14 protein-coding genes are annotated in these 20,577 nt (G+C 72.1%); 5 read left to right on the forward strand and 9 right to left on the reverse strand.

Features of this window, described 5'->3' with window-relative positions; genetic code table 11:
- The first annotated feature begins 42 nt into the window (after positions 1-42).
- The 3 genes from AB0J88_RS02265 to AB0J88_RS02275 all read left to right on the forward strand — a co-directional run bounded on the left by AB0J88_RS02265 (position 43) and on the right by AB0J88_RS02275 (position 2,905).
- Entirely contained in the window at positions 43-663 is a 621-nt protein-coding gene (locus AB0J88_RS02265) for a DUF1345 domain-containing protein (protein ID WP_364360166.1), read from the forward strand.
- Between the two features lie 81 nt (positions 664-744).
- Positions 745-2,367 (forward strand): serine/threonine-protein kinase, encoded by a 1,623-nt coding sequence (locus AB0J88_RS02270; RefSeq protein WP_364360169.1) that lies wholly within the window; start codon positions 745-747, stop codon positions 2,365-2,367.
- Positions 2,368-2,443: 76 nt separating this feature from the next.
- A complete protein-coding gene (locus AB0J88_RS02275; protein WP_364360172.1) occupies positions 2,444-2,905 on the forward strand; it encodes a hypothetical protein in 462 nt (153 codons plus the stop codon).
- Positions 2,906-2,953: 48 nt separating this feature from the next.
- On the opposite strand, the gene AB0J88_RS02280 is transcribed toward AB0J88_RS02275, so the two are convergent.
- The 6 genes from AB0J88_RS02280 to AB0J88_RS02305 form a co-directional block, all read right to left on the reverse strand.
- Complete coding sequence (locus tag AB0J88_RS02280) at positions 2,954-5,203, reverse strand: GTP-binding protein (RefSeq protein WP_364360175.1); 2,250 nt, start codon at positions 5,201-5,203, stop codon at positions 2,954-2,956.
- 127 nt (positions 5,204-5,330) lie between these two features.
- Positions 5,331-6,569 carry a hypothetical protein gene (locus tag AB0J88_RS02285; RefSeq protein WP_364360177.1) on the reverse strand — a complete coding sequence of 413 codons (1,239 nt, stop codon included), beginning with the start codon at positions 6,567-6,569 and terminating at the stop codon, positions 5,331-5,333.
- A gap of 15 nt (positions 6,570-6,584) precedes the next feature.
- Complete coding sequence (locus tag AB0J88_RS02290) at positions 6,585-7,331, reverse strand: alpha/beta hydrolase-fold protein (protein ID WP_364360180.1); 747 nt, start codon at positions 7,329-7,331, stop codon at positions 6,585-6,587.
- Position 7,332: 1 nt separating this feature from the next.
- Positions 7,333-8,418: an alpha/beta hydrolase-fold protein gene (locus tag AB0J88_RS02295; protein ID WP_364737777.1), complete on the reverse strand. Its 1,086-nt coding sequence runs from the start codon at positions 8,416-8,418 to the stop codon at positions 7,333-7,335.
- A 19-nt stretch (positions 8,419-8,437) separates the two neighbouring features.
- Positions 8,438-9,547: an ionic transporter y4hA gene (locus AB0J88_RS02300; protein WP_364355934.1), complete on the reverse strand. Its 1,110-nt coding sequence runs from the start codon at positions 9,545-9,547 to the stop codon at positions 8,438-8,440.
- Between the two features lie 29 nt (positions 9,548-9,576).
- Positions 9,577-10,371, reverse strand: coding sequence for an alpha/beta hydrolase-fold protein (locus tag AB0J88_RS02305; RefSeq protein ID WP_364355931.1), 795 nt, complete (start codon positions 10,369-10,371; stop codon positions 9,577-9,579).
- Between the two features lie 210 nt (positions 10,372-10,581).
- On the opposite strand from AB0J88_RS02305, the gene AB0J88_RS02310 reads away from it, so the two are divergent.
- Together AB0J88_RS02310 and AB0J88_RS02315 are read left to right on the forward strand one after the other, a co-directional pair.
- A complete protein-coding gene (locus AB0J88_RS02310; protein WP_364355928.1) occupies positions 10,582-13,563 on the forward strand; it encodes a S8 family peptidase in 2,982 nt (993 codons plus the stop codon).
- 163 nt (positions 13,564-13,726) lie between these two features.
- Entirely contained in the window at positions 13,727-14,242 is a 516-nt protein-coding gene (locus tag AB0J88_RS02315) for a GNAT family N-acetyltransferase (protein WP_364355925.1), read from the forward strand.
- A gap of 37 nt (positions 14,243-14,279) precedes the next feature.
- Here AB0J88_RS02315 and AB0J88_RS02320 read toward each other — a convergent pair whose 3' ends face one another.
- From AB0J88_RS02320 to AB0J88_RS02330, 3 genes are all read right to left on the reverse strand, one after another.
- A complete protein-coding gene (locus AB0J88_RS02320; protein ID WP_364355922.1) occupies positions 14,280-15,500 on the reverse strand; it encodes an EAL domain-containing protein in 1,221 nt (406 codons plus the stop codon).
- An 82-nt stretch (positions 15,501-15,582) separates the two neighbouring features.
- Positions 15,583-18,318, reverse strand: a complete 2,736-nt coding sequence (locus AB0J88_RS02325) for a LuxR family transcriptional regulator (RefSeq protein ID WP_364355919.1) — start codon at positions 18,316-18,318, stop codon at positions 15,583-15,585.
- Positions 18,319-18,394: 76 nt separating this feature from the next.
- Positions 18,395-20,500 (reverse strand): Hsp70 family protein, encoded by a 2,106-nt coding sequence (locus AB0J88_RS02330; RefSeq protein ID WP_364355916.1) that lies wholly within the window; start codon positions 20,498-20,500, stop codon positions 18,395-18,397.
- Between the last annotated feature and the right edge of the window lie 77 nt (positions 20,501-20,577).

Consider the following 20,577-nt stretch of genomic DNA (forward strand, 5'->3'; position numbering starts at 1 on the left):
GCGCAACCCTTGATCGGTCCGCGCGTTAGCCGTTTCGTGGGTGTGGCCGGCACGCTGACCGCGCGGCTGGTCGAGGTGGTCCTCGCCGTCGGCGGGCTGTTGTTCACCATCATCGGCAGTGAGAGCGAGCCGAACGTCGTGCTCTTCCTGCTGTTCTGGAGCCTGCTCGCGTCCGCCTACCTGTTCGTGGGCACGCTGCGGGTGCGGCGGGAGCGGCTGACCGACCCGAACGTGCCACCACCACCGGTGACCGGCATGAACGCCCGGTTGACCGGCCGCAGGTTCAGCTTCTTCTTCACCGTCGCGGCCAGCATCACCGGGCTCGGAGCCTCGCTCGACGTGCTGGCGGTCGACGAGAACAGCGACTACAGCGGTCTGGTGCAGGGGCTCGGCGCGTTCGTCACCATCTGCGCCTGGCTGTTGCTGCAGCTCGGGTACGCCCGCTTCTATGCACAGTGGACGGCCTGGCGGTTCCCCGAGTGTCCGTACCCCCGGCTGATCGACTTCCTGTACTTCTCCGTGACCGTCGGCGTCTCGTTCGCCGCCTCGGACGTCGAGGTGCGGGGTCGCACGGTGCGCTATCACGTGATGGTGCACAGCGTGATCAGCTTCCTTTACAACGCGATCGTGCTCGCGATCGCGGTCAACATCATCACTGGATAGCCGTCCTCCGATCAGGGGATTCCATTCGGACCTATTGGGTGTGTTCCGGCATATACCCTGTTTGGCGAGTATGACTGTCAAGTGACGTCCGAACCCCCGAAGACGCCCGCGCCCGAGGAACCCGAGCCCGAGCCCGTTCCCGCACCAGGCAAACCCTGCGCACGCGTGGTCGGCGGCTGCTACGAGCTGGTCGAACAGATCGGCGGCGGTGCCAGCGGCACCGTGTGGCGCGCGCGGAGCCAGGCGACCGGCGAACAGGTCGCGATCAAGTTGCTCCACGAAGAGCTGCTGCCACAGCCCAAGGCGGTGACGCGTTTCGTGCAGGAGCGGGCGATCCTCGCCGCGCTCGAGCACGAGAACATCGTGCCTGTCCGCGAGCTGCTCACCATCGGCCAGTCGCTCGGCCTGGTGATGGAGCTCGTGCCCGGCGGCAGCGCGCGCGAGCTGCTGCGGGCCCGAGGGACGCTGATGCCCGCCGAGGCGGCGACCGTGATGGCGGCGGTGGCCGACGGCCTCGGGCACGCGCACCGCCTCGGTGTCGTGCACCGCGACCTCAAACCCGACAACATCCTCGTGGGTACGCCCGACGCGCTGGATCGCGATCCCCAGGTGCGGCTGACCGACTTCGGAATCGCCCGGGTCGTCGACGCGCCCACGCTCACGACCACCGGAGCGTTGCTCGGCACGCCGAACTACCTGGCCCCAGAGATCATCAGCGGCGCGCGACCGTCCCCCGCATCCGACATGTACGCGTTCGGGATGGTGCTCTACGAGCTGCTCACCGGACGGCCGCCGTACGCCGGGCACACGCCGCGCTCGGTGTTCCGCCGGCACGTGGAGACCCGGCCGCGGCGCAACCCCGGCATCCCGGACGTGCTCTGGAAGCTCGTCGCGTCCTGTGTGGACAAGAACCCGTCCCGCCGGCCCGACGCGGCCTCGATGGGCTTGGCGCTGCGCACGGCGGCGCTCCGGCTCGGCGCCACCCCGGCGTTGCCGAAGATGCCCCGGCTGCCGATGCAGTCGGCGCGCACTGCCCGGCCGTGGGTTCCGACCCAGCGCCGCCGGGTGCCGGCCTGGCACGCGATCACCACCGTGACCACCGCGTTCGTGCTGATCGCGGTCGCGCTGGTCGCCCTCGAATGGCCCGGGAAGGGCAGCGGGAGCACGGCCGACGCCAGCCGTCCAACCGCGTCGCCGCACGCCTCGGCGAAGGCCAAGGGCACGAAGCCGGCGCGCGGCGGCGGGCCGGTGGAGACCGCCGCGGCCGGGTTGACCGCCAACCGGATGGTCAAGCCCCAGCAGGCCACGGCGCGGTCTTCGAAGGAGGCCAAGGTGGCGCCGCTGCCGACCGCGTTCGGCGCGGCGAAGTGCACCGGCTACCAGTGGAAGTTCCTGCAGCCGGCGTTCTACAACACCTGCTACGCGACCGGCCCGGGGGTGCGGATCTCCGGTGGGCTGCAGTCCAAGCGGGTGCGGGCGGACGTCACGCTCACCCTCAAGGACACGGCCGGCCGGGTCGTCGGCAGTCCGCACACCTGCGCGGGCCTGGTCTTCGGGCCGGAGCTGTCCGAGCGCACCTGCGGCCCGGCCACGCTGACCCCGCCACGCGGCCGGCGGTACGTGCTGGTGCAGAGCTGGCGCGTGTACGACAACGACGGCACGGCGATCAGGGGCGAGGCGAAGAGCGCGGAGTTCGCGTACTGAGCGGGGCAGCGCGCCGGGGCGGCGGTGGGCTACGGTCTCGTCTCGTCGTTTGCCGCCTTGCCCGAGGAGCCCCGCCATGCGCCGGATCCTGGTCACCGCCCTAGCCGTCTCCGCCCTGGCCCTCGCCGCCTGCGGGTCCTCGTCTGACGACCCGCCGCCGACGACCGGAGGGTCCGCGCCCGCGGCCGGAGGCGAGGCGGCCGCCACGGCCAGCGCGTGCGGTGAGGCCGTCGCGGTCAGCAAGACGGGCGCGAGCGGCTTCGACGCGGGCGTCGACAACCTGCTCAAGGTGGCGCTGGAGGGCGACGAGGCCAAGACCGACGCGGCCGAGAAGGAGTTCCGCGCGGTCCTGACGAGCTGGTCCGACAAGCTGACCGCGCTCGCCGCGGAGCCGGTCGCGGCCGACGTCAAAGCCGCCCTGACCGAGGGCGCGGCGACCGTCAAGAAGATCGCCGACCCGGACGACAACACGCCGGTCAACGCGGCGAAGGAAGAGCTCGCCGGCGTGGCCGACAAGATCGGCGCGGCCTGCGCCTAGGGCCGGCCCGCATCGGTGCGCAGTCGGCGACGTGGGGCCGCACCGGTGCTATCTGCTGCCCTGCCCGGTCGTGCTCAGGTCGCGTTGGGCGAGCCAGCGGGTGTACTCGGCCCGGTCCAGCGGGTTGCCGTCCGTGCGGGGGCGTTTTGGCGGGCGGCCTTCGACGGGGCGGTCGCCGGTCTGGGCCGAGGTCCACAGACCCTCGCCGTTGGTCAGGTTCGGCAGCTGGCGCTGGGCCTCGGCGACGGCGCGCGCCGGAATGGAGCCGGTGATCCGCCACGTCTGGCCGCCCTGAACGGCCGGCCCGGCTGGCCTGGCCTGCGCGGCCGGCCCGGTCATCCTGGTTGGCCCGGTCGGCGACGGCTCGCTTGTCGGTGCTGTCTCGTCGACGCGGCCGCCGAGTCGGGCCAGGGCGCCGATGACCGGGCCCAACGCCGAAGCCGGCACGTCCGCCTCGAAGTGGTGGCACGGCTCGAAGACCTGGGTGCCGGCGGCCGCGAGTGCCTGCATCAGCACGTGCGGGGTGAGATCGCGGAAGTGGCCGCCGTTGGTGATCGGGGACCAGTAGCCGCTGTGCGTCAGCGTCACCCGGATGTCCGTCACCGGCCAGCCGCACAGGCCCTGCTCCAGCGTCTGCACGACGGAATCCTCGATCGCTCGGTGGTACGCCAGCGGCAGCGATCCGAGCTCGACCTCCAGGCCGTACTCGATGCCCGTGCCGCGTTCGACGCGCAGGCCGACCGTACCGAAGAAGCCGTTCCCGATGATCTCCAGGGCGCTGCCGACGCCGGTCGGGCGTTCCAGGTGGACGAGCTGGCTCGGCGCGAACTCGGCCGCGATGCCCTGGTCGGCCAGCGTCGCCGCGATCACCTCCTTCTGCACCTCGCCGTAGAGCCGCAGCTCCGTCTCGCCGGACGCGCTCACCCGGGCCTGGATCAGCGGATCCTCGTCGGCCATCCGGAGCAGCGCGGCGTGCAGGGCCGTGGCCGCCCCGCCGTCGCGGCGTCTCACCACCGTCTCCAGGCTGGGTCGCGGGAAGTGGCTGGCAGCGTCCAGGCCCGCGGCGGAGCCGAGCTGGTCGCCGATCCGCACGGTGGACAGCCCGTGCAGCGCCGCGATGTAGCCCGCGGTCAGCGCCGGCGCCTCCGGCTCGCCCACGACCGCGACGTCCGTGAGCTGGGCGCGGTGTGACTCCACCCGACCGTCGGCGCCGCGCCGGAACACGGGGATGCGCTGGCGGGCGGTCAGGGCGCCTCCGTAGGAGCGGGCGTACGCGACCTTGGCGCCACCGGCGCCGCGGGTGATCGCGAATACCCGTGCGCGGGGTGACGGCTCGGCCGGCGGCGCCGGTGGCAGGAGGTCGCCGATGGCGTCGAGCAACTCCGGGACCCCCGTGCCGGACAGCGCCGAGCCGAACAGCAGCGGATGCACCAGCCCGGCGGCGGTCTGGGTGCGCAGCGCCACCCGCAGCGCGGCGGACGACACCGGGCGGTCGTCGACAAAGGCCGCCAGCAGCTCGTCGTCATGCTCAGCGAGCAACGGCAACCAGTCGAGCGTCTCGCCGAGCCGATCAGGCGTGGCCGGCGGGCCGGCGGCCGCACCAGCACGCGCCTCCGGCGGGCCGGCCGCCGTAGCACGCGCCTCCGGCGGTCTGGCCGCTCTAGCACGCGCGTCAGGCGGGCCGGCGTCCATAGCACGCGCCTCTAGCGGGCCGGCGGCCCCAGCACGCGCCTCTGGCGGTCCGCCGGCGCGGCCGGAGCCCGAGGCTGACGGGCCGTCCACCGCGTACCCGGTGAATCGGGCCTCCGCGGTGCCGATCGCGCGGACCGTGCCCAGCGGTGCGATCGCGGGCGTCAGCAGCCGGCGGATGTCCGCCAGCAACTCGGCCTCGCGTGCCCCGCCCCGGTCGATCTTGTTGACGAAGAGCAGCGTCGGCAGGCGCAGGGCGCGGCAGGTGCGCATCAGCAGGCGGGTGTGCGGCTGCACGCCCTCGACCGCCGACAGCACCAGGACCGCGCCGTCGAGCACCGCGAGGGCGCGTTCGACCTCGGCCATGAAGTCGCGGTGGCCGGGGGTGTCGATCAGGTTGACCTGGCGGTCACCGGTGCGGAACGCGGTGACCGCTGACCGGATCGTGATGCCACGCCGGCGCTCCAGCTCGCCCGTGTCGGTCTGGGTGGTCCCCGAGTCGACGCTGCCGAGCCGGTCGATCACCCCGGTGTCGTACAGCAGGCGCTCGGTCAGGCTCGTCTTACCGGCGTCGACATGCGCCAGAATCCCGATGTTGACGGTGTGCATGGGCAACGGTGTCCTCGAAAACTCGCTCGGATGGGCGGAAGTCTTCGATGCCTCGCATTGCCATGCTCCTGTCGTCGGGACCCGTTGCTGCCGAGCCTGGCAGACGAGCGCCGAGCCGGCCAGCGGTTTATCCGCCCTGGTCAGCCACCCAGGCGCCGGTCAGGCCGCGGAAGTGAGCCACGAACCTCTCATGCTCATGTTCCGGGTACGTCGCCCGCACGGTCTCCACGAGCAGCGTGTCGAAGTCCGGCGAGCGGACCCAGTCGTAGACGACCTCGTCGACGTGCGCGAGGCGGGACGCGCAGAAGTCGGCGTACCGCTCGGTCTCGAAGTACTCGTCGGTGAGCTTCCGGTACGCGGCGAGCTTGTCCCGGTAGCTCAGGTCGGTGCGGTCGGCGATCTCGAAGTACTGCCGGGTGTTGAGGTCGACGTTGAACCGCCGGCCGGTCACGACGCAGAACGTGGTCCAGCGCAGCAGCGCCTTCATCGCCCACGGGAAGTAGTAGTGCAGCGAGGTCAGCGCCACGTCCGGGCACGCGTTGGCGTAGTCGATCGGGTAGACCTCCGTGCCTCGGACCAGCGACTCGCACGAGTTGAACTCCCAGCCGAAGAACGCGTTGACCAGCCGCGAGATGGTCACCACCTCGTCGCCGGTCTCGGCGCTGAGGAAGTCGTGCTCCACCGCGTACCGGTCGTGCATCGGAAGCTCCGGCCGGAACTTCATCACCATCGTCTCGGGACCGATCGAGAGCGACCGGCTGAACACGTCGTAGCCCTCGACCGACTGCTGAAGGTGCATCAGCCGCTCACCTGACGCGTCGTACGCCGCGTGCAGTTCGGCACTGTCCTTGATCTTCGACACGCCGACCCACGCGCCACCGTCGTAGGGCTTCATGAACAGCGGATAGCCCAGCTCCGAAGCCACGGAGTCGAGGTCGAACGGCTGGTTGTAGCGGGCCGCCGTGTAGGCCCAGCGCGAGTTCTCCAGCGGGTGCTTGTAGGGGACCAGCACCGTCTCCGGCACCTTGAGCCCGAGCCGCATCATCGCGCAGTAGGCCGCGTGCTTCTCCATCGACTGGAAGGTGAAAGGGCTGTTGAGCAGGTAGACGTCGTCCATCATGGACACCTTCTTGAGCCACTCGCGCGGGTGGTAGTACCAGTACGCGAGCCGGTCGATGACCAGCGAGTGGCGCGGCTTGTCACGCAGGTTGAACGGCTCGATGGTGACCCGGGTCGTCTTCAGCCGGTGCTTTCGCCCGGAGCCGTCGACCACCGGGCCGAGCCGGTCGACCAGCGCCTCGTACGCGCGCGGCCAGTCGTCCTCCGTGCCCAGCAGCAACCCGATGATGTGTTCCACGTCGGCCACGTGATGCCTCCCCAGTCAACAGAAACGCGGCAGGTGATGCGCCCATTGCGCGCGCCACGACGGCCAGTCGTGCGGCACGTCGTGGCCCCACAGATCCAGCTCGTGCCGGATCCCTTTGGCGGCAAGCAGTCCGGCCACGTGCCGCGTGGAGCGCAGGGCTCCGGTGGTGTCCTCCCATTGCCCCTGGCCACAGACCAGGAGCACCGACAGCCGCTCGCGCAGCCAGTCGAGATGGTCGCCGTGCAGGTGCCCGAGATAGTCGGGAGGGCTGTTGAAGTACGTCGCGTCGCCGCGGTCGCCCCAGCCGTGCCAGGCCGCCGGGTCGTAGTTGCCCGAGAAGCACATCGCCAGCGGGAACAGGTCGGCCCTCCGGCAGGCGAAGTTGAGCGAGTGGAAGGCGCCCATCGAGCAGCCGGCCACGGCGATGTCGGCGTCGTCGCCGCCCTGGTCCTGCCGGATGAACGGAACGACCTGGTCGACGATCCACGACTCGAACGCGCCGTGCCGCCGCGCCCGTTCCTCCAGGGGCAGGTCGCGGGCCGCCCACGACGCCGCGTCGTACGAGTCGACGCAGAACAGCTTGACCCGGCCCGCGTTCACCAGATCGGCCACCGCGTCGACCATGCCGTTGCCGGCGAAGTCGCTCGCCCGGCCCTGCTCGGACGGGAACACCAGCACGGGACGGCCGTAGTGTCCATATCGGACCACGGACCCGGCCGTGCCGATGGCCGGGGAGAACAGCTCGACCCAGTGTTCCCGCACGCTAGCCTCCCGACGGCCCACCCCACGAGCCCGGGCCGAACGAGCCCAGGCTCCACGACGTCTCGCCCCACGACCGGGCCAGCAGCCGGGTCAGGTGCGGGTCGAACGCGTCCCGCCAAGCCGTGAAGTGGTGCCCGTCGGGCACCTCGACCAGCTCTGCCGGATAGCCCTGCCGGGCCAACGCGTCCGCCATCTCCCGGTTGTTGGCGAGGTTCTCCTCGACGGTGCCACAGGTGAGCCGAGTCGGCACGGGATGCGCGGCGAACGCGGACGCCACCACCGGCCCGGTGAACCGGGTGATCCGCTGGAAATAGGGGAAGCCGGACTCCTGCGGGTCCAGCCTCGGCCGGAAGAAACTGCCGGATTGCAGGAACAGGCCGGCGAACGCGGTCGGGTGGCGGCGCTGGGCGTGCAGCATCGCCAGCCCGCCGAGGCTCGCGCCCATCCCGGTGACCGGCCCTTCGAAGCCAAGCTCCTTTCGGAGAGCATCGAGCACCGGGCCCGTCAGCGCGGCGGCGTAGGCGTTGTTGGCGGAGTACCAGTCGTCGCGCGCGCCGGGAGCGAGCAGCACGAGGTGGAACGGTGGCAACGTGCCCGAGCCGACCATCGCCGCGGCGTAGTGGCCGAGGTCGGCCAGCTCGTCGAACTCGGGACCGTCGTGCGCGACCAGCACGCGCTCGCCGGCAGTCGGTGGCGACCACGTGCGCATCGTGACGTCGGCGTCGAGCGCGGGCGCCGGCACGGTCAGCTCGCGCCAGGTGCCGCGGGCTCCCGGCAGGTCCAGCCAGACCGGCTCGACGTAGTCGGCACGATGCAGCACCGACTTGTCGCCGAAAGCGCCACCGACCCGGGCCGGGTTGGCCGGGTCGTTGACCCACTCCGCGCGGCCGTCGAGGTGGCGAAGCTCGAGCTGATATTCGAGCCGCCAGGCCGCCGGCGCCGGCACGTCGAGGAGCCAGGCGTGGTCGCGGTAGTCGAAATCCAACTGGTCGCCGGGCAGACCGGCGTGCTGTGCCAGGCGTACGCCGGCCAGCCGGTGGTGCGGATCGGCGTAGCGGAACGTCAGCCGGCCGTCGACCCATCCCATCGGGGAACCTTAGCCCTGATCACGGTCGGACCGCGAGAAAGATGAATGCGGCGAGCAGCGACAGGTGTACGCCGCCCTGCAGTGGCGTGGCCCGCCCCGGCACGACGGTGAGGATGCCGATCACCACGGTGAGCGCGAGCAGCACGAGCTCCGTGGCCGGCAGACCCAGCGTGAGCGGCCCGTCGAGCCAGATCGACGCGATCGCGATCGCCGGGATGGTGAGTCCGATGCTGGCCATCGCCGACCCGTACGCGAGGTTCAGGCTGGTCTGGACCCGATCGCGCAGCGCTGCCCGCACCGCGGCGAGCGTCTCCGGCAACAGCACGAGGAGCGCGATGACGACACCGACGACGGTGGGCGGGAAGCCGGCGGCGGCGACGCCCCTCTCGATCGTCGGCGAGACCGCCTTCGCGTCGCCGACCACCGCGACCAGTGCGACGACCAGCAGCGCGAGGCTGCCGAGAGCGGCCTTGGTGCTGGGCGGGTCGGCGTGCTCCTCGGTGTCGACGACGGTGCCGCTGGTGGTGATCGGCAGGAAGTAGTCGCGGTGCCGGACCGTCTGGACCGCGACGAACAGGCCGTAGAGGGCGAGCGAGGCGACGGCGGCGAAGGCCAGTTGGGAGGTCGAGAACTCCGGGCCGGGCTCGCTGGTGGTGAAGGTCGGGAACACGAGGCTCAGGGTGGCCAGCGTGGCGACCGTGGCCAGGGCGCCCCCCGTGCCCTCGGGGTTGAACACGGCGACCCGCCGCCTGAGCGCACCAAGCAGCAGGCTGAGCCCGACGATCCCGTTGCAGGTGATCATCACGGCCGCGAACACGGTGTCGCGGGCGAGGCTCGCGGTCTTCTCGGGCGTACCGCTGATCATGAGCGTGACGATCAGCGCGACCTCGATGAAGGTGACCGCGACGGCCAGGACGAGCGAGCCGAAGGGCTCGCCGACCCGCGCGGCGACCACCTCGGCGTGGTGCACGGCGGCCAGAACGGCGCCGGCCAGACAGATCGCCACGAGCGTGACGGCCCACCCGGGCAGGTCCCGGTTCCAGCTCAGGAAGAGCGCGACCAAGGCGATGATCGGTACACTGATTGTCCAGTTTGTCAGGTACGCACGTCTGGTAACCGCTGCTGCCATGCCGACAAAGGTGCCAGACGTTTCACCTTTCAGCCCGACGGCGAAGCCGGGACGGGCCTGGTCAGCATGCCCCCGATGTGCTGGAACGCCTGCGGCACAACGGATTTCCAGTAGGCCATATGGTGACCGCCGTCGGTGTAACCGCCCGCGATCGGTGGCAGGGGCAGTGCCATCTGGAGGGCCTGGACGTCCTCGAGCAGGGGATCGTCGAGCCCGCACCAGAGTCCGACGGGCTGGGCTTTGAGCCGGTCGACGCGCTCGAAGACGTCGTCGCCCTTGCTGACCGCGGGCGAGAACGCGGCGACGGTCTTGACGAACCCGCGGAAGTCCTCGGCCAGCCGCAACGCACCGGCGCCGCCGATCGACCAGCCCCAGACAGCGAGCCGGGCGATGTCGAAGCCGCGCTCGGCGCACCAGTTGGGGATCTCCTCGTACACCATGCGCTGGGGATCGTCGCCGTCATGGGGCCGCCACCCGCGCCGCCCGCCGTCGGCGCCGGCCAGCACGAACGGCGGGGTGCCCTTGTTGACGGCCCGGGTCAACGCCCGCCCGAAGCCCACGCCGCGGAAGTCCCTGGGCCTGGTGGACGCGCCGTGCATGACGAGGCAGACGGGAAGGCCCTTGCCGTCCCCATGACCGGCCGGGACGGCGGTGTAGAAGTCGACGGTCCTGCCCCGGGTCGCCGACTCCTTGCGCTCGACCCGCTCATCCCCGGCGGCGACCTCGGGTTCGGTCGTCTGGGCGTTGGAGAGCCCGCCGACGGCGGCCACCCCGAGTCCGGCAACACCGACAATGGCCGCATTGAGCAAGGTCCGACGTCTCACACCTGATCAACGCGCAGCCGTGATCACCCGTTATGCACAATCTGCCGGCTGGACCTTGGCTGGGCCAGGAAATAGACCTAAGCTGCTGCGTCGGGACCCGGGCGCTGGCGCCGGGTGTGGGGGTTGTCCCTCTACTCAACCCTTCATCTGACCCTTGTCGGGAGCTTTGAGGGTTCAGCCCGCGTCTATGCGGCCCATAGTCTGCCGTCCATGTTGGGCATCCCTCGTGCCGGGCGGCGTCGCTCGGCTGTCGCGCTGGTCGCTGTCGCGACCCTGTCCGCGTTCACCTTGACCAGCGCGCCCGCGCAAGCCGCACCGCCTGCGGCTGCCGCGGTGGGTGCGCCCACGCAGACGTACATCGTGCAGACCTCCGATGCTCCCGCCGCCACCTACAACGGTGGTGTCGCGGGGCTGGCGCCCACCCGCGTCGCCGCCGGGGACAAGCTCGACAGTTCCAGCAAGAACGTCCGGGCGTACCGACAGCATCTCGCTCAGGCCAGGGACCGCGTGCTCGACCGCGCCGGCCTCAGCAGCAGCAAGGTCAAGTACGACTACACGCTGGTGTTCGCCGGGTTCTCCGCCGAGCTCACCGCGGCCGAGGCGCAGCGGCTCGAGAAGACGCCCGGTGTCGCCAACGTCTGGAAGAACGAGGTCGTTCACTCCGAGACGTTCACGACGCCGGCGTTCGTCGGGCTCGACGGGAAGAGCGGCGCCTGGCGCAAGGAGTTCGGCAGCCCCGAGCGGGCCGGCGAGGGCATGATCATCGGTGTCATCGACTCCGGCTTCTGGCCCGAGAACCCCAGCTTCGGGCCGCTGCCGACGCCGCGTCGCGACCAGAAGACGATCGACGCCAAGTGGAACGGCACCTGTGTCGCCGGTGTCGAGCGGCCCGTCACCTGCAACAACAAGGTGATCGGCGCCCGGTGGTACGCCTCCGGCGGCATCTCCCGCGTCAACCCCGGCGAGTTCGACTCGCCGCGTGACTACTACGGGCACGGGTCGCACACCGCCAGCACCGCGGGCGGCAACCACAACGTGACCGCGACCATCAACGGCGCCGTCGCCGGTGTCATCTCCGGCATGGCGCCTGCCGCCCGACTGTCGATCTACAAGGTGCTCTACGCGAACGCGGCCGGCACCCAGTCGACCGGTAACAGCGTCGACATCGTCGCCGCGATCGACCAGGCCGTCGCCGACGGGGTCGACGTCATCAACTACTCGATCGGTGACAACAACGACGGGTTCGGCGCCGTCGAGTTCGCGTTCCTCAACGCCGCCAACGCCGGAGTCTTCGTCGCGACCTCGGCCGGCAACGCCGGTGCGGGCGCGTCCACCGTCGACAACGGCATGCCGTGGACGACCACCGTCGCCGCGGGCACGCACGACCGGTCGGCGACCAAGACCCTGACGCTCGGCAACGGGCAGGTCTTCCAGGGTGTCGGCACCGGGCCGACCCCCGTGTCCGCGCCGATCGTCGACGCCCGCACCAGCGGCGCCGCCGGCAGCAACGAGCAGTTCGCCGCGCAGTGCGTGAGCAACCCGCCGCAGCTCGACCCGGCCAAGGTGGCGGGCAAGATCGTGCTCTGCGAGCGCGGCAACAACAACCGCGTCGACAAGAGCCTCGCGGTCAAGAACGCCGGCGGTGTCGGCATGGTGCAGTTCAACCCGACCGCCAACACGCTCAACGCCGACTACCACGCGGTGCCGTCGATCCACGTCGACTCGGCCACCGGTGCGGCGGTCAAGGCGTACATCGGCGCCGGCGGCAACCCGACCGCGACGATCTCGGCCGCGAGCAACGCCAAGGTCCGCGCGCCGGTCGTGGCGACGTTCTCCAGCCGCGGCCCCGGCCCGTCCAGCGGCGGAGACCTGATCAAGCCCGACATCATGGCGCCCGGCGTCGACGTGGTCGCCGCGACCGGCCCCGAGAGCCACAGCGGCAACCTCTGGGACACGAACAGCGGCACCTCGATGGCCAGCCCGCACATCGCCGGCATCGGCGCGCTGATCCTGGCCAAGCACCCCAACTGGTCGCCGATGATGGTCAAGTCCGCACTGATGACGACGGCCGGCGTGCTCGACAACGAGGGCAAGCCGATCCAGGACGAGTCCGACGCCAGCAACGCCAACCCGCTCGAGATGGGTTCCGGGCAGGTCGCGGCCAAGGAGGCGTTCGACCCGGGCCTGGTATACGACTCCGGGATCACGCAGTGGCTGCAGTACTCCTGCGGCATCGGCGTCCATCTCACCTCGGGCGGCGCGGACGTCTGCGACAGCGTCGGCACCGTCGACCCGAGCGACTTCAACAACCCGTCGCTCGCCGTCGGTGACCTGGCCGGCAAGCAGACCCTGACCCGCACGGTGACCAACGTGAGCAAGCTGCCGGCGCTGTACCTGCCGACCGTGCAGGCACCGGCCGGCTTCAAGGTCGACGTCTCGCCGAAGATCATCGCGCTGCTGCCGGGCAAGAAGCAGACGTTCAAGGTGACGATCACGCGTACCACCGGCGCGTTCGGTGAATGGTCCTTCGGTTCGCTGCGCTGGCGCGACCTGCTCGGCCACGACGTGCGCAGCGCGATCGCGGTGCGGCCGGTGCCGGTATCCGTGCCGCTGGAGGAGAGCGGGGCGGGCGCGTCCGGTCAGGTCGCGTTGCCGGTGACGGCCGGCTACGCGGGCACGCTCACCGCGACGGGCAACGGCCTGCAGGCCGCCACCGTCGACGAGTGGACGCTGACGCCGAACCAGAGCGCCTCGGTCACCGCCACCGTGCCGGAGGGCACCAAGGTGGCCAGGTTCGCGACGTTCGACGCCGACTACCCGGCCGGGACCGACATCGACCTCACCGTCTCCCGGCAGAACGCCGATGGCACCCTGACCGAGGTCGGGAGCAGCGCCGGCGGCACGGCGGAGGAGTCGGTCACGCTGACCGAGGCCGGCACGTACGTGGTGTCCGTGGTCCTGTTCGCCGCGTCGGGTCCGGTGGACGTCAAGCACCACCGCTGGGCTGTGCCGGCCAGCAACGCCGGCAACCTGACCGTCACGCCGGCCAGCCAGCAGGTGACGGTGGCCGGGCGGGCCACCGTCACGGCCGCGTGGAGCGGCCTGGCCACGGGCCAGCGGTACCTCGGCGTCATCGAATACACCGACGGCACCACGACAGTTGGCCGCACCAATCTCCTCGTCGTGGCGTAACCGAGGTTGAGGGGGCGTCCGCGATCTCGCGGGCGCCCTCTTCATGTGCACGTCATTTCCCGGGTCCGCGACGGGCACGACCGTCGCTCCCGCCGGAGATCGCTCCGCTTCGCTGCGCTTGCCAGGTCCGCCGCCGGTCACCCGCGGGCGATACGTTTCTTGGGTGGCGCTGAAGATCTCGATCGAACGATCCGTTGACGTCGCGCGGGTCGCCGAGCTGATCAACCGGGTTTATGCCGATGCCGAGAAGGGGCTGTGGCAGCCGGGCACCGATCGCACCGATGTCGCCGAGGTCGCGACCATCGTCCGGGCCGGCGAGCTTGGGGTCGCTCGGCTCGACGGTGATGTCGTCGGGGTTGTGCGGGTGCGGCGGTTGGTTGGTGGTGAGGGGGAGTTCGGGATGTTGGTCGCCAGTCCCGAGCATCGCGGCTCAGGGATCGGGCGCGACCTGGTGGCGTTTGCTGAAGGGTGGGCGAGGGGCGCCGGGTCGCGGGTCATGCAGCTCGAGTTGCTCGTGCCGCGGGGGTGGGCGCATCCCGTCAAGGAGTTTCTGCGGGAGTGGTACACGCGGCTCGGCTATCGCGAGGTCCGCCGCGACCCGTTCGAGCTCGCGTATCCGGCGCTCCAACCCCGCCTGGCCACGGAGTGCGACTTCGTCGTCTATCACAAACCGCTTTAGGCCCTGCCTCGCCTCGACCTCCGACACGAAACAGGGCCTAGCGCTCGAGGCGCCGGACCAACGGCAGGGTGGCCTCGACGACCCGTTCGCGGTCGTAGCAGATCCCCGCCTCGTAGCCGGCGCCCTGCTCGCGGGCGAACACCCCGCTCGCATAGTGGCTGCCGATGAACAGCACCGTGCGCTCGTGCACCAGCGGGTCGTCCGCCCGCAGCGGCACGCCGCGCGCCCGGCCCGCGGGGGTGGGGTCCATGTCGCGGCCGAGCAGGTACACCTCGATGCCCCTGGTCGTTATGTAGCTGTACCGCAGCCGCGCCTCGTCGTCGAGGTTCGCGGCGTCCGCGAGGTTGACCACCAGGATGGCCGCGTCGGAGGTGTGCAGCGCCTGGTTCTCGATGTGACCGGTCATCGCCGCCAGCAGGGGCGCGGTCGTGAAGTTCACGGCGTCGGTGCGGGAGAGCATCTCGAAGGGCGTCTCGTGCGGAACCTGCCGAGATGTCACCCGGGCCAGCTCCAACTTGGAGAGGTTCGCCGTGGCCGGCAGCGGCCCGGGGCGGCCGAACAGGTAGCCCTGCGCCAGGGTCGCGCCCAGCGACTGGGCCACTTCGAGGTTGGCCTCGTCCTCGATCCCCTCGGCGAGGATCTGCGCGCCGCTCCGGGAGGCCTCGTGCAGCACCGCGTTGACCACGTGCGACACCGCCCAGGTCGACGAGTGCGCCTGCACGACGCTTCGATCGATCTTGATGATGTCGGGGTTGACGAGCGGCATCGCGGCCAGGCTCGACGGCTCGACGCCGACGTCGTCCAGCGCCACTCGGGCAGACAGCCGGCGCGCCTGCATGACGGCGTCCATCAGGGCCGGCGGATCCTGGGTCACCGCCCGCTCGGTGATCTCGATGACCACCTGCCGCTCGCGCATCAGGTCGGCGAACACGCCGAGCAGCCTGTCCCGGAACGGGCCGCGCAGCGTGAGCGGGTCGAAGTTGACGAACAGCGCGAAATCGGCGAAGTCCGAGGCCAGGAAGTGCTCGCCGGCCACGCCCGCGCAGAGCCAGTTGAGGTCCGCCGAGCGGCCGAGCCGGGCCGCCACCTCGAAGAGCGCCGGCGCGGTCTCGTAGCGACCCGCCGGACCGCGGGCCAGCGCCTCGAACCCGACGACGCACCTGTCGGCGATCGAGACGACCGGCTGGAAAACTGGATAAACCGCGCGATCACGCAGGATCGCCTCGAACTCGTCGTCTCGTGGCTGTTCGGCGGCCATCGCGCCAGGCCTCCTCGCTCCGGTGAAGACCTTCGCCCCTTGGCGAACGTAACAAGCACCGGACCGCTTGACCTGGTTTCCGCTAGCCCCCCTGGCCCGACGCGCCCAGCGCCCGGGTCAGCTGCGCCCGGTTGCGCACGCCGTGCCGCCGGTAGAGCCGGGTCAGCTTCGCCTCGATCGCCTTCACCGACAGGTGGGTCGCCCGGGCGATCTCCCGGTTGGTCGCGCCGGACAGCACGAGGTCGACGATCCGCCGCTCGGTCTCCGAGAGCCCCGGACCCTGCCCACCGTCGAGGCGCGACAGCTCGGCCTCCGCCGCGGCGAGCCACGGTGCCGCGCCGACCGCGGCGTAGCCGGCGATCGCCTGGACCAGCGCGGACCGCGAGGCGCCCCGCCGGTGCGCGCGCCGCTCGAGCGTCGCGAGGGTGTGCCACGCTTTCGCGATCTCCAGCGGGTACGGGTGGTCGCCGGCCTCGGCCAGCGCCTCCGCGAGCTCGATCGCCGCCTCCCGCGGCTCGCCCTCGGCGGCCCGCACCAGCGCGCCCGCCCGGGACAGTCCGAGCCGGACGACGTCTCGGCCGAGCGCGGCCGCCACCGAGCGGGTCTCGGTCAGCACCTCGACCGCCTCGGCGAGCTCACCGACGGCGGCCAGCGCCTCGACGAAGTCGGCGTGCCACAGGAAGATCGCCGGGTCGTTGCGGCCGTGGCGGCGTTCGAGCTCCTGCGCCTTGCGGAACTCGGTCACCGCCGCCTCGGGCGCGCCCTGGAAGAGCAGCACCTGCCCGTACGCCGCGTAGGCCAGGCGCAGCCAGTCTTCGTCGCCGGCCGCGGAACAGGCCTCGATCGCCTGCACGAGCAGCCCGGCCGCGACCGTGGGCGAGCCCGCGAGGGTCTCGCCGATCGCGCCGGCCACCAGCCCGTGGCCCGTCGTCGCCTCCATGTCGAGGATCAGCCGCATGCCCTCGCGCCCGGCGCGCAGCGCGTCGGCGCCCCGGCCCGACCGGAAGTAGATCGACGCGGACGCGAGCAGCACGCTGGACAGGTCGCGCAGGGTGCCCGACCGCAGCACCGCGTCGCGCTGCGCCTCGATGACCCGGGTCGCCTCGGCCATGTCCCCGGCGTACGCCCGGCCGCGAGCGTAGATGGCCGCCGCGTGCACGCTCTCGGTGCTCGGCGGCAGGTCGGCGGCGAGCGACGCGACGTCGCTGAGCAGCCGGGCGCTCTCCGGGTCGTGCGCGCCGCGGATCAACGACCGGCTAGCCAGCAGGGAGACGAGCTGCTCGGTCGCGCCGGCCTCGCGAGCGTCCTCCTCGCCCCGCTTGAGCTCGGCGTCGGCGAACTCGATCTCGCCGTCGTAATAGGCCTTCAGCGCCCGGTAGTGCCGGACCCGGCAGAGCAGCCCCGGGTCGTCGCCGGCGTCGGCGAACGCGGCGTCGAGCACCGGGCCGACGGCCGACTGGTCCTGGCCGGCGAGGTCGACGATGAGCAGCCGCGCGCCGACGCGTACCGCCGGGTCGTCAGAGGCGGCGAGCGCCGCGGAGGCCAGGCGGTGCGCGTCGGCGGTGAGGCCGGCGGCGTCGGCATGCCCGGCGGCCGCGTAGCGACGCGCGGCACCGACCTCGCGCAGCGACTCGGGTGTGCGCTCGGCGGCGCGTTCGGCGAGGTCGGCCGCGACCGCGGGGGCGCCGCGCATGCGGGCGGTGGTGGCCGCCTCGGCGAGCTGCGCGGCCAGGTCCTCGTCGGCGTGCGGCCGGGCCAGCGCCAGGTGCCGAGCCCGCTCGACCGAGTCGTCGGTGCGCCCGGCGATGTGCTCGTGGGCGGCGGCCCGGGCGCTCGGGGCGGCGTCGGCGTAGACCAGCTCGCGCAGCAGGGGATGGGCGAACCGGACCGTGTCGTCGGGGCCGACGGCGGCCACCCCGGCCTCCACCGCCGCGTCCAGCCCGGCCTTGGCGCTGTCGTCGCCTCCGATCAGGGCGACCGTCGGTCGCGCGGCGGCCGCGGCGCGCAGCAGCACCGGCCCGCTGTGCGCGGGCAGGCTGGCCACGCGCTGGGCGAGCAGCGGGCGGAGCCGTTCGGGCACCGGCAGCGGCTGGTCGACCCCGATCGTGCCGCCCCGCGCGACCAGCGTGCGGCTCAACTCGACCGCGAGCAGGGGGTTGCCCTGGCTGGCCTCGTGCACCCGGGCGATCGTCGACAGCGACAGCACCGGGCCGAAGCGGACGCGCAGGAGGTCGGCGGTGTCATATTCCGTCAGCGGAGGGAGCAGGAGCTCGGAGACCGGTGCCGGGCAGAGGTCGGTGTGCCGCGGGCCGGCCGACTCGACCCGTTCGGCGCCGAGCAGCCGGACCCGGGCGGCGCCCAGCCGGCGGCCGACGAAACGCAGCACGCCGGCGCTGTGCGGGTCGACCCACTGGAGGTCGTCGACCAGCAGGAGCACCGTGCGGTTGGCGGCGAGCCGGCGGAGCACCTCGAGCGTGGCCAGCCGGACGGCGAGCTGGTCCTGCGCGGTGACCGGCGCGGCGCCGCGGAGCAGCGCGCCGTCGAACGCGGCGCGCAGGTGCCGGGGCAGGCCGTCGCCGCTGATCCCGTCGAACAGGTCGACCAGCGTGAGGTAAGGCAGGCCGGACTCGACCTCGGCGGCGTTGGCGCGCAGCACCAGCGGGTCGCCGGCGAGCGCCGGGTAGGCGGCGAGCACGGTGGACTTGCCGATGCCGGCGGGTCCGTAGACGACCACGCTCTCGCCGGCGGTAAGCCGGGCGTGGAGCTGGTCGAGCACGTCGGACCGGCCGACCGGCGCCGTGTCGCGGTTGACTCCCACCTCAGCGAGTCTGCCTTGCGTTTTGCCTGTTGTCGGTCGCCGATCCGGCCTTTTTGCGAAAGCGAAACGCTATTTGCTAGCGACGGTCCTGGATGGTCACGCAGTTCCCTGTTTCGTAGCCGCCCTTCTCGTCCTTGACCAGGTGGTCCGCGGCGTCGGCGATGCGGGCGCAGACCTTCGGATTGGTGCCGATGATGTCGCGGTAGTTGCCGCCGTCGACCGACCGCACCGACGGCTGCTTGTCCTCCAGGTAGAACCGGCCGGGCTGGTCGGACTGGAAGCCCATCCGCTCGGCCGGCGGGTTCGTGCCGTCACCGCCGTAGATGTGCAGGTGGAAGCCGCCGACGTTCCGCGGGGTGGCGCCGCCCCACTCGGCCTGGTACTCGACGACGAACTTCGTGTCGTCGACGAACGCCTGGGTGATGCAGACCCAGCGGGCGTTGGTCTGGATGGCGTCGGTGCACTGCTCTTCCGGTGGCAGCACGGCCGCGGTCGCGCCTCCCGTGTTGTTGGGTGTCGGGATCGGGTCCGCGCCGCCGCCGAACCCGAGGTTGTCGCGGTTGATCCAGATCGCCGCGCCGGCCAGCGCGAGGACCGCCACCACGACGCCCGCGATCAGGGCGGTCCGGTTGCTGCCGGGCCTGGCCGGGGCCGGCGCGGGTGCGGGTGGCGCGGACGGGTAGGCGTACTCGACGTGGTGCGGGCGCGGGTCGATACCCGGCGCCGGGCCGGACTCGGCGCGGCCCTGGGCGAACGCCGCCGTCCGAGGGGTGGCCCCGGTCGGCTGAGCCGCACGCGGCCGGTAACCGGACATCGGCTGGGACACGGGAGCGCCGGACGTCGGCCGCGGGGCCGGCGAGACCGGGCGAGCGGGGGAGACGGGGCGCGCCGGGGAGACCGGACGGGCCGGGGAGACCGGACGGGCCGGGGACACCGGGCGGGCAGGCATCGGCGGAGGGCTGACCGGGGCGCTGGGCATCGGCGCCTGGGGGACAGGCGCGTTGGGCATCGGGGGCGCGCTCACCTGGGCCGAGCCCGTCGCCCGCGTCGGCGGGTGGTGGATGACGACGGTGGCGGAGCCGCGCGCCGCGCCCGCGTCCGGCGCCTGCGCGGCGCCGTCCAGCGGCGCGGCGGCCAGGCGGGCCGCGCCGAGCGCCACCGCGTGCTTGGGGTGGGCGTCGACCGCGACGGGCCGGTTGAGCTCCGCGGCCACGAGCTGGGCGACGATCGGCATCCGCGACGAGCCGCCGACCAGCAGCACCGAGTGCAGCTGCTCGGCGTCGACCCCGGCCGAGCGCAGCGCCCGGCGCAGCGACTCGATCGAGCCGTAGAGGGCCGGCCGGACCATGCCCTCCAGCTCGCCGCGGGTCAGCCGCACCTCGGTGGACAGGTTGGGCAGCAGCACCGGGATGGACGCGTCGGTGTCCGCGGAGAGGGCCTCCTTGGCCGCCACGCACTCCTCGCGCAGCCGCGCCACGGCGGCGATCGCGGCCGGGTCGTCCTCGTCGAGCTCGGCCAGCTTGCCGCCGAGGGCCTGGGTGACGTGGTGGAAGACCGCCGCGTCGAAGTCGATGCCGCCGAGCCGCTCGATGCCCTCCGGCTGGCCGAGGATCTCGAAGCCCTGGGCGGTCTTGCGCAGCACGGCCGCGTCGAACGTACCGCCGCCGAGGTCGTAGACCGCGACCGTGGCACCCGTGTCGATGCGCTGCTGGCTCGCGTAGAAGACCGCGGCCGCCTCAGGCTCCGTGATGAACGAGACGGGCTCCTCGACGCCGGACAGGCGTACCGCCTGGCGGAGCAGGTCTGTCTTGTAAGGACCCCAGTTGGCCGGGTGCGACACGGTGATCGCGCGGGGAGCGCCGCCCTCGCGGCTGGCCACCTCGTCGATGGTCCAGCGCAGGAGGCGGCCCATCAGCGCCTCGGCCGAGTACGGAACGCCGCCGAGCAGGATCGGCGTGGTGTCACCGAACCGGCGCTTGAACTCGCGCGCGACGCGATGCGGCTCGGTCAGCCCGCGCCGGTTGGCCGGCTCGCCGGTCAGGAACGTCTCGTCCTCGCGCAGCAGCACCACCGACGGCACGGCGGCCGCCCGACTGCCCAGCGAGGCGATCTCGGCGTGGCCCGCACGCCAGGTCGCGGCCGCCGTGAAGGTGGTGCCGAGGTCAACGCCGAGTGCGTACATCGCGGTCGCTCCGGTGGTCGTGGGCAGTTGCTGGATCGAGTGTTCTTGATGGCAGGACGGCGGTCCGGATGCTGTCG

The organism is Asanoa sp. NPDC049475, assembly GCF_040676915.1.
Taxonomy (GTDB): Bacteria; Actinomycetota; Actinomycetes; order Mycobacteriales; family Micromonosporaceae; genus Asanoa.